Genomic DNA, 8,551 nt, shown 5'->3' with positions numbered 1-8,551 from the left:
GCTCACGGTTGATCAGGTTCGGTTGGTGGCTTTACCTGCGCCTCCCATGGTTGCGAACGACGACATCTTTTCAAGTGCGTCGTTGAGAGTGAAAGTAGCTGCCTTCTGTGCCGGTGGAAACTCCTTGAAGGTGGAAAAGAACTGGGCCGCAAAATCCTGCGCCGGATAGACCATAAAACAATTCTCGATCAGCCATTCATACGGAATACTTTCGATCTTCTTTGGCCGATGTGCTGTCAAAACGAACGGAGAAGCCGGTCGGCCAGCCAGATTAGCGAATTGAGGGTGGGTTTCCTGCTGCTAGGCCGAAGATCCCGCAACAGGGCTTGTATCGATCTCGACCGGCGCTGTCGACGGGTCGAGTTTGCTGAATGGCGACTCTGGATTCTGATCGCCATGACACTTACGGAACTTCTTGCCGCTGCCGCAGGGACAAAGCGCGTTGTGTGCCTGCTGAGCGTCGCGGTCAGCGATGATGCCCATTACTTCAGATGGCGCGCGACGTTGTTGCAGCAACTGCGCCATCATCGACATCGTCGGGCCCGTGTGCATGAAGAACAGTTCAAGCCCCTCACAGAGATAGTTCTGTCCCGGCTCACCATCGCGTGAAACTCCAAAGCGATCCTTGGGGCAGCCGCCATTGCATAGATGTCTGACTCTGCAGTTCTGGCATTGCTTCGTGAGCAGATTGCGCTTGTCATCGCCGAACTTGCGCTGCTCAGGCGATGCCACCATTTTCAAAAGAGTGCTCTCGTGAATGTTGCCGAGCAGGTATTTCGGCTCAACGAAATGATCGCAGGAGTAAAGGTCGCCGTTGTATTCGAGTGCCGGGCCATATCCGCAGGTTGGAGCATGAATGCACAGCAGGTGGCGGCCAAAGAAAGCCTCGAGTGTCACATCGAACAACTGAACAAATACTTCGCCCACGTCATGCCGAACCCATTCCTCGAAGATATCCACCATGAACTGGCCGTATTGCCTGCTGCCCACGGTCCGATTAGTGACCATGTTGCCGGACTGCGTGTAGAGGATGCGCTTGCCGTCGGCCTGCTCGCTCCACCCCAGATTCGCGATTTGGATCGTCTCAGCGTTAGCGCGCTCGACGATGGGAATGAACTGCACCCACTTAGCGCCCATCTCATCGCGAAAGAAACGGTAGACGGTGCGACCGTGTTTCTCGTTGGCCGCGTTCACCGTACACAGGACGTTGAAGTCCACATTGTGCTTGCGCAGGTAGCGCCAGCCCTTCATCACCTTGTCGAAAGTTCCCTGCTTGCCGCGGTCAAGCCGATAGGTGTTGTGTATCTCGCGAGGACCGTCGCAACTGAGCCCAACAAGAAAATCGTGTTCCTTGAAAAAAGTGCACCACTCGTCATCAAGGAGGATGCCGTTGGTCTGAAAAGTGTGCTGAATGGTTTGTCCCGGCCGGCGATACTTCTCGACCAGCTCAATGGAACGCCGGAAGAACTCAACCTTCATCAGCGTGGGCTCACCGCCCTGCCACGCAACCGTCACCGTAGGTGTACGATGCGACTCCAGCAATTGCTTGATATAGAGTTCCAGCGTCTCGTCTGACATCCGATGCTTTTCGTTCGGATACAGAGCATCTTTGGACAGGAAGAAGCAATACGTGCAATCAATATTGCATGTTGAGCCGCTTGGTTTCGCCAGCAGGTGAAAACCCGGCGGCGCGTTCGCAGGCCGAGTGGCCTCTGTCAGCAGGTCCATGTGTAGTTCTTTTCTGCAAGGCCAAACGAGATAGGCTGCCGGTTTGGAATTTGGTAAGTCAAGATCGTCGATCCCGATGGGGACAGGTTCATTCTGCTCTGGAAGCTAATCTGATCAATCTCGGTTGTGAACTGTCAAATGTGACAGCTCCCGATTCGGCGCGGCAAGCGCGTCTATCGGCGGCGAAGGTAAGAAGCAATCAGCAGGCTGCCTGCAATCGCTGAGATGAGCCACAGAATTGCAACTGTGACAGAAATAACCACGTCGGTCACTGAACTGTCATTTGATTTCCGTTTCGCTTCGGCTGCTTCAGCTCGCTCGCGGCACTCTTCCAGCACTTCTGGAGAGATTGTCTTCTGAATCAGCTTGAACCCCACAACCAGCACAACCAGATCATCCATAAAGCCGATGACCGGAATAAAGCTCGGAATGATCTGAATGGGACTCAGCAGGTAGCCCGCAGCGCATGCGGCAATCAGCCTCGCGTACCAGGGTGTTCCAGGGTGTTTGAATGCAAAGTAGAAAACGTGCGCCTCTTTTTGGAGCCTCTGCGCCTTTTCAGCCCAGGATGCAATGAGCGCGGACAATCGCCAACTCCTGGTGGAGTGATCCGCTGGAGGGATAGCGTCAGAGATGATCGAATTGTCGAATTCGCCTTCCATCGCCATCCATTTCTGATCTAGCCCGCGATCAAACCGCTCGAGAACTCACGGAATAATGCCAATTTTTGAAGGGGTAGCCCCTGTGATGGCGTGGTGGCTGTCGCGCCACGCTTTCCGCATACGCCTTGTTCTACCAGAACAAGGAACTTGCCGCTCAATCGGGAGTGCGCTCCGGAGATTTGTTGCCGGCAACAAGTCTTACCGACACCTGAAACTGCATGTTACGCGCGGGGCTTATTGGCCGAAACTGTCAACAATGACAGGCTCTCCTGGGCGGCGATGGCGCGCATCGGATTTTTCCTGGAAAATGACCGCAGGTCAAACATCCAATATGAGCATGGGTGCCTCGTTCTCCTCGAGACGTTTTAGAACTTCCATCCAATGCTCGCAGCAGAGCCGTAATCCGACTGCGGCAGATTCTGCGGCGGATGGCTATCGTAATTGAGGTAGTAACTGAAATTCCAATAGAGGCGTTTGGCGATTCTCAATTTAAGCGAGGCATTCAAATCGAGGCGCACACGCCCCAGGTCGGTCAGACTTGGATAGACCTGCGAGTTCAACAGGAAATTCGTAGTCCTGAAACGAAAGAAATTGAACTGGGACCCGACTATTGCCTCGGCGCTATTTCCGGTCTGCCCGGTTGTCGCCTGTTGCGAGTATCTCTCACTGTTCCAGTCTGCCCCGCCATATGCCATTACAAGGCTGTTATTGGTCATTTTGAAATTGTGCGCAAGCGCTCCACCCAAGGTCGTGCGCAGATCAAGCTCCTGTTCGCCGTTGTGTTGAAATCCTGCAATACCCATGTAGGCATTACGTGGCGAGCGCATCTGCCTTATGCCCTGCAATTGCAGATCGTATCGAAAATTCTCAGCCGCGCCCCCACCGCTGAAACTGGAACTCAAATCGGCATTGGCTGACCACACAGGTTTTGCATAAATTGCAGTTGAGCCAAAGTTGAACTGAAGCCGATTCTGTTGCTTGGTGAAATTGAGGCCGGAATCAATTGAACCGTGTATATTCTGCCAAAAGTTGATGTCATTTTGTTCGATCGCTACAATCTCGCGCCCCGGTACGACCTTGGTTGCAGAGCGCCGGGTGACCACTATTGCGAATTTGTCTGCCGATTCTGCGGTCGCCGCGCTCTTTAGACCGCTTGTAAACCGCTCTCCGCTTTCATCGGATACGACGAAATTGTACTTGCTTTCAATGCGGACAACCTTCGTCCAGTCGACGGGGATGGTTCCTTCGCCATTGGCGAGCCTGACGTACAGATAGCCTTTCTGAAGTTGCATGATCTCGCATGTCATTCGATCGCCATTTGCGAATATAACGACGTCTTTCTTGTCTCTCGACGCGCACATTCCCGGCAAGACCATGAGAAAAAGGGCCATCCAGACAGAGAACGAGGAAAACGGATCGCACACACGAATCGTCATACACTTCCTTTCTTCCATGGAGATGGCTTGGGAGTGCAGAGATGGATAATGATCAATTTTCAGAATCAAGCCTTATTCGCCAATGCTTTATAGCAATCGTCCGGCCCCAAATGAACTGTCAGTTCTGCCAGTGGAGAGCGGGCGTTGAACCACCGACCCTGCATGACGCCTGGATTAATCATGTCAGGCGATGTCCGGTTTGCCCGCTATGCAGGCGCAATTATGTACTGCGGGTGATAAGTCACGACGGAGACTGGGCGTCTCCTCTGCGCAAGGCGCCGGGCCGGGCAAGATCGGCCGGCAGAACCATTGGCCCCTGACGGATTCGCGCTCCCGATCGCGCGGGGGCGGACGACTTTGATCAGCCGTCCGTCCCCGATTCAACCGGAAGTTACTTTGGCGGGTAGGCCTTCAGAAGCTTCGCCATGGCTTTGTCCAGATTCTTCTGGTTCTTTTCCTGATTGCTGCTCGGGTTCAGAGTCTTGGTCGCACTCCCGGTCCATACGAGCTGTTTCGTTGTGGGATCGTAAAAATCGAGCACGAGAGTGCCGGTATTGATCGTCGATTGTGTCGCGCTGGCCATGCCGCCGCCCCAGCGGTATCCGCCCGTTCCATAGGCGTTCCACTGCGTCGACTGCTGCACCGCGACCTGGTAACTGATATACAGGTCGGCCGGGCCGTTCTCCACCTTGCTCAATCCCTTCGTAGCAAGTTGACTGTCAATCGATTGCTTGATCTGGGCGTCCATGATCTGGTTAGGATATTTTGCGCCTTCAACAGTTACCCATTTGTAGGTGTGAAACTTCGAGAAGTCTGTGCCGGGCATGGACTGAGACTTCACGTCCTGCGCCAGGGTGACTCCGCATGCCAGAAGTGCGAGTCCGAGCACCGCCAAACTGATCCGAAATCCTCGTTGCATTGCTTCCTCCTCATCCTTGTGGAAACGACTTGGGCCGCCACCTGAAGTCACAACTGCGGCTCCGCAGGCTCTCTGCGCACGTTATGCGCGCAGAATCGTCAAATAGCCCAGCCCGTAATCGCAACATACAACGGACCCTTGAGGGTGGAAACTGGCAGAAGTGCCAGTCGCCCGTGTGATTCCTCGTTGCGGAATCAGTCAACTAACGCTTTACGATGGACGAGGTTCGGAGGTCGTCACTTTGTTCAGCCGCTCCCGTACTCGGGGCCCCCCCTGTCAGTTCTGCCAGTATCCACGCCATTAGACATTTGTTAGGTTCAGAATGCTGCGAACCGCCTTAGGAGCCCAACCCAAAATGAGTCATGCAAGAGCCCGTCTCGCGATTCCCCTGATTTTTGCCTTTTCTCTGTTCTTCGCTCTACCCACACTTCACGCCCAGGAAAAGACGACCGATGTTGACTCCTATAAATGGCGCGTAACTGGGATGTGGTGGTTCTCCCACCCGACGGGTGACCTCCGCACCTCAGGGGACCAGGTGTCGTGGGATCTAAGCAAGGACTTTGACTTTGGAAATTATTCTACCTTTACTGGCGGGGTCGATTGGCACTTCAAAAGAAAGCACCATCTCATCTTCGCTGCAAGCCCTGTCTACAGTACGAAGTCAGCCACGATAACCCGGGACATCACCTTTCAGGGAGTGACATATCATACGGGGGCTACTGTAACCGCCGATCTAAACTCGTTGACATTCTCGCCTGGGTATCAATACGACTTCATCCGCCGGCATCAGGGCTATTTGGCATTGGTGGTATCACTTCATTTGCTTGATACGACAGGAAGACTGACTGGAACCGGAACGGTCAACAATGTTTCTGCAACCCGCACTGCATCGGGCTCTACGTTTGCTCCCTTGCCGGTTCTGGGGCCCGAGGGCCGCTGGTATCCAATTCACGATTCCAACCGTTTTTCAATCGCCGGCGGCTTTCAGGGGATGTACTTCTTTGGCTACGGCAACTTCATGTTCTCGCAGGGAACAGCGCAAGTCCGACTCTATAAAGGCGTGGATTTCAAGGCGGGATATCAGATGGGAACCAGGCTCAGTATTCAAGGAACCAATAATCGCGTGGGATTTCGGCTAACTCAACAGGGACCTGTCGCAGGTCTGGAAGCGAGTTGGTAGATAGTCAGAAATACCGAGGCTGAGCAGGACATCACTCGGTTATTGCTTCTTTACCCTTGAAAAGAGAATGTGGGCGGCCAAGCCGATGTTGTTTTCCTGCTGGTTCGGCGCCTTACCAGTGTTGTTCTCATGCTCATAATAGGCGTCGAACTGCACGTGCTTGCCTACCGGAAACAGACAGCCCGCTTCAAGATCCGTGGTACTCCATTTCCCATATTGGCTCGTGTAGTAGGGTTCGGCGCTGGCATAGGGGATCAGATGATAGGAGCCGATCGCGAAGGTTCGCGTTAGGGTGACCTTATTGCGATATCGCCATTTGAAGGTTCCTCCTTTCCAATCGAGATCCGCGCGGTTTCTGTCCGTAATCAAAAGGGCGCCTTTTGTAGGAAAGTTAAAAGTCACCACCGGCATGAACCTGTTGTCTACGGGCTCATTTGGAGCCGTGATGTATCGGTATCCTGCCTCAAAGACCAGTGGTCTCTGCTTTGAATCGTCCAGATCGAACTCAGACACCTTTTTCAACTTGACGAGCGGTTTGAAGTAGAGCTGGATGCTCGGCCCCAACGTAGATTGGATAGGCACACCCGCATCCCTGTCCCCTTTCGCCTGGAAGTAGACACGAGCTTTGGGATCAACCTTGAGATACACATCAACCTCAGGTAGGAACTCCGGCGCTTGAGCACTTGCAAGAGCACTCGCGACCAGTAACAGGGTCGCTATTTCCAACCAGCGTTTCTCGGTACGCAGGGCCCTTGGCACGAATAATGCGCGCAGGCACAACAAACCTGAAACTGCTCTGAAATATCTCTTCACACTCATCTCATTGCGAGTCTAGGATTTTCCCTGATCGGGTCAACTGCCACTTATGACAGGTGCGGTGTTGGCATCGCCGCTGACCTCGTTTCAGTTGTGTACCTCAGGCGAAGGACTAAAATGACGTGAAAATCGGTCACGAGAAATAGAGAAATCGAAGATACGCGGTCATGCGAGAACTCTCTTGGGGTTCGGGTATAAGCTGCCCGAGAGACTCACGAGACGATCTCTTTCAACGCGCAACTACTGTCAATTATGACAGTAGTGAGAAAGTAATCAGTGCTCGTCCAAAGTAACGATTTTTGTTATAAGGCGTCTGATACCTGTACCCGCAAAACTATGGCCGGACTTTTCCGCCGGGATGAAGATCAGGCGGTCGTGAACATCGTTTGGGCGAGGGCTGAAACCCTGTGCCGACGCGGGATGCGTCATTTGACACCCTCCCGGTATATGACTGATGATTAGCGTCTTACCTCTCCCAGCTAGAGTAGAGCGGAATCTTGAGATCTGGGGTACGGGACGCTGCCTGAAAACGTTTCATTTAAACGAGTGATAATCGTCGAGGACTTCCTGTCCTTTCGAAAATTTATCTCTACAAAGTTGCAACAGAGATCCGATTTGCAGGTCATTTGCGAAGTTTCAGATGGGTTGGAGGCGGTGCAGAAAGCTGAGGCGCTCCAGCCTGACTTGATTCTTCTCGACGTGGGGCTTCCAACGCTGAACGGCATGGAAGTTGCCCGCCAGCTTCGCGATCTAGCCCCGAAATCGAAGATTATCTTCTTGAGCCAGGAGACATCCCCGGAGTTCGTCCAGCATGCCGCGAGTCTCGGAGCCTGGGGCTATGTCTTTAAAGCGAATGCCGAAAGCGATCTACTGGCGGCTATCGACGCAGTCTTGTCCGGCAGGCGGTTCTTCACCGGCGCGTAGGCCAATTGGCGACAGCCCACCCCTCTTAACGCTCAATCGGGAAATGAGATCTGGTCCGTTCACCCTGGCGCAGGGTACTACTCCTCGCCGGTGCCGCGCCTGCAAGCTGCGCCAACTCGGATTCTGCGGTTACAAACGAGGAAAAGCCGCAATCGAGGCAGATCAGAAGTCTTGGAAATACAAAGACCCCGGGTTTGTCAGCATTTCTAAGGCCCGGAAAATGAATATTTACTTCGGCAGGAAACTCCGCTTGATTCGTGGAGGTACAAACTGCGCAGGACATGGGAGAACCTCCAATGGAGATCACCATGCTGCTTCACCAAGACCCCTTTGTCAATTCAAAATTGACCGTATTTTGGGAGATGCATCTAGTTTTCTATTCATTTTGACCGCACATTGACATTCGCCTGATTATTAGCGATTGGACCAGTCAGCCTTGATGGCGCGGAGCCGCGAAGATCCCATTTTTGTACAGAACGTGCGAGCGCTGTGCCCTTTTCGTCGCTCGATGCCAAGTCGCCAATTACCTCTTTCGACGGCGCGTTTGCTGGCTCTAGTGGAAGACCATTTTGATCACAAATCTCAGCAATTCCATGGGCGAAAGGATCGTCAGCGCCAGCGGCAAGAGAGGCGCGGCAACCGAGACGGCGAGGCGTACGATGTCATTGGTCCAGAATGGAACCAGACGCATCTGGCGCACATTCGTGTACACATTAGACAATTCGGAGAGCGACCGGAGGTCCTCATTACTGAGCAGTTCGTTCGTTTGGGATTTTGCTTCTTTCACCCATTTCTCTTCGAAGCAGAATACAAGTCGGCTGGCCAGCACGCCATATTCCGCCGAACTCTTCCGTAAGGCAGCCGCGAGCTGAGGCATGAACATCAC

8 protein-coding genes and 1 pseudogene are annotated in these 8,551 nt (G+C 53.4%); 2 read left to right on the top strand and 7 right to left on the bottom strand.

The annotated features are described in order from the left end of the window. Positions 1–12 precede the first annotated feature (12 nt). From WA354_RS19835 to WA354_RS19815, 5 genes are all read right to left on the bottom strand, one after another. Positions 13–174: a hypothetical protein gene (locus WA354_RS19835; RefSeq protein ID WP_472814753.1), complete on the bottom strand. Its 162-nt coding sequence runs from the start codon at positions 172–174 to the stop codon at positions 13–15. Positions 175–300: 126 nt separating this feature from the next. Next, positions 301–1,728, bottom strand: a complete 1,428-nt coding sequence (locus tag WA354_RS19830) for an anaerobic sulfatase maturase (RefSeq protein WP_472814752.1) — start codon at positions 1,726–1,728, stop codon at positions 301–303. Positions 1,729–1,901: 173 nt separating this feature from the next. Beyond that, positions 1,902–2,315, bottom strand: a complete 414-nt coding sequence (locus WA354_RS19825) for a YkvA family protein (RefSeq protein ID WP_472814751.1) — start codon at positions 2,313–2,315, stop codon at positions 1,902–1,904. 440 nt (positions 2,316–2,755) lie between these two features. After that, positions 2,756–3,826 (bottom strand): DUF481 domain-containing protein, encoded by a 1,071-nt coding sequence (locus tag WA354_RS19820; RefSeq protein ID WP_472814750.1) that lies wholly within the window; start codon positions 3,824–3,826, stop codon positions 2,756–2,758. 391 nt (positions 3,827–4,217) lie between these two features. Further along, complete coding sequence (locus tag WA354_RS19815) at positions 4,218–4,745, bottom strand: DUF4136 domain-containing protein (RefSeq protein WP_472814749.1); 528 nt, start codon at positions 4,743–4,745, stop codon at positions 4,218–4,220. A 355-nt stretch (positions 4,746–5,100) separates the two neighbouring features. Here WA354_RS19815 and WA354_RS19810 point away from each other — a divergent pair, with 355 nt between their 5' ends. After that, entirely contained in the window at positions 5,101–5,925 is an 825-nt protein-coding gene (locus tag WA354_RS19810) for a hypothetical protein (RefSeq protein ID WP_472814748.1), read from the top strand. A gap of 39 nt (positions 5,926–5,964) precedes the next feature. Here the strand turns inward: WA354_RS19810 and WA354_RS19805 are convergent, their stop codons facing one another. After that, on the bottom strand, positions 5,965–6,738 hold the full coding sequence (locus WA354_RS19805) for a DUF2490 domain-containing protein (protein ID WP_472814747.1): 774 nt from the start codon (positions 6,736–6,738) through the stop codon (positions 5,965–5,967). A gap of 549 nt (positions 6,739–7,287) precedes the next feature. Between WA354_RS19805 and WA354_RS19800 the strand changes: the two genes are divergently transcribed. Next, entirely contained in the window at positions 7,288–7,665 is a 378-nt protein-coding gene (locus tag WA354_RS19800) for a response regulator (protein WP_472814746.1), read from the top strand. Positions 7,666–8,218: 553 nt separating this feature from the next. On the opposite strand, the pseudogene WA354_RS19795 reads toward WA354_RS19800, so the two are convergent. Then, positions 8,219–8,551: pseudogene (locus WA354_RS19795) on the bottom strand (hypothetical protein); the annotation flags it as partial.

The sequence above is a fragment of the Occallatibacter sp. genome, from assembly GCF_049802275.1.
GTDB lineage: Bacteria > Acidobacteriota > Terriglobia > Terriglobales > Acidobacteriaceae > Telmatobacter.
The sequence above is the reverse complement of the archived record's forward strand: the minus strand, read 5'-3'. Positions and strand labels throughout refer to the sequence as shown.